At 62.4% G+C, this 1591-nt stretch carries 2 protein-coding genes; both read left to right on the top strand.

What is annotated here, in order from left to right; all coding sequences use genetic code 11:
* Nucleotides 1–812: Mu transposase domain-containing protein (locus EET03_RS29615; protein ID WP_425271575.1), on the top strand; the 812-nt coding region annotated here is incomplete at its 5' end.
* A gap of 15 nt (nucleotides 813–827) precedes the next feature.
* Nucleotides 828–1591, top strand: a 764-nt coding sequence (gene istB, locus EET03_RS29610; RefSeq protein WP_075542928.1) for an IS21-like element helper ATPase IstB, incomplete at its 3' end; no start/stop codon positions are given.

Here is a 1591-nt window from a genome sequence, read left to right as displayed (position 1 = left end):
AAGACAAACCCCGCGTCGAACGTGCGGTGCAGTATGTACGTGGAAACTATTGGGCTGGGGAAACATTCACTAATCTCGACGATGCCCAACACGCCGCCGAGCAGTGGTGTCGCCAGACCGCCGGTACCCGTGTCCACGGCACCACCTGTGCACGGCCGGCCGAGGTGTTCACCGCAGAGGAGCAACCGAAGCTGCTACCGGTTCCCGTCGTCTATGACGTGCCGGTCTTCAAGACGGTCAAGATTCACCGTGATTACCACGCTGAGGTCGCCAAAGCCCTGTACTCGCTGCCCGAGCAGTGGATCGGCGCCACGCTGGATGTGCGCGCCGATAGCGAGCTGGTGAAGTTCTATCACCGCGGGCAACTGGTGAAAGTCCATCCCCGCCAGCCTGCCGGTGGTCGCAGCACCGACCGCGAGGATCTGCCCGAACACAAAACCGGCTACGCGCTGCGCGACCTGGCCGGGTTGATCGCGGCGTGCGCGGCCCACGGGCCCAACGTCGGGATCTACGCCGAACGCATCCTTGATGACCCGCTGCCCTGGACCCGGATGCGCACCGTGTACCGGCTGCAGGGTTTGGTGCGCCGCTACGGCGCGGCGCGTGTCGACCAAGCTTGCTCGTCAGCGTTGGATCTCGATGTCGTCTCGGTCAACAAGATCGCTTCCATGCTGGAACGCGCCACCGAGAACACCACCCCGGCACTACCGCGGGCTGTCGGCCACACATCCACCCGATTCTCTCGTGATCCATCCGAATTCACCTTTACCACAACCATACTGACCGTCGTACCAGACACTGACCAATCCTGAAGGAGACCTACCGAAATGACCACCACCACCCACAAACCCGCCGAACCGGTCGGCGCGGATCTGATCCGGCTGCTCAAAACCCTCAAGCTCGGCGCATTAGCCGACACCCTGGGCGACCGCGCCGCACTGGCCCGCCAACATAAACTCAGCCACATCGGCTTCCTGGAAGTCCTCCTCGCCGACGAGGTATCACGACGCGAATCACGCTCGGCAGCAATGCGTTCAGCCAAAGCTGGACTCGATCCATCGATGCGTTTGGACACCTGGACCGCCTCAGAGGACCTGCGCTATGACCGCACCCTGCTCGGTGACCTGACCTCACTGCGCTTCCTGGACACCAAACAGTCCGCGATCATTCTCGGCCCCGTCGGAGTAGGCAAAACGCACTTAGCAACAGCCCTGGGCCACATAGCAATTCAGCGTCGCCACTCAGTATTATTCGCACGCGCCGACAAACTGTTCACCCGGCTACGCGCCGCCCGTCTCGACAGCACCCTCGAAGCCGAGATCCGCCGGCTCGCCGCCATCGACGTGTTGATCATCGACGACTTCGCACTCAGGCCTCTCGACGCCACCAACACCAGCGACTTCTACGAAATCACCGTCGAACGCCACCGCACCAAAACCACCATCGTCACCTCCAACCGAGAACCCACCGAATGGCTCACCATGACCGCCGATACGCTCCTAACCCAATCAGCCATCGACCGGCTGACCTCCACCGCACACACACTCGTCATCGAAGGACCGTCCTACCGCCAACGCGCCCGGCCTCAGCG

The sequence above is a fragment of the Mycobacterium innocens genome (assembly GCF_900566055.1).
GTDB classification, from domain to species: Bacteria; Actinomycetota; Actinomycetes; order Mycobacteriales; family Mycobacteriaceae; genus Mycobacterium; species Mycobacterium innocens.
This window is presented reverse-complemented; position numbering and strand designations above follow the sequence as displayed.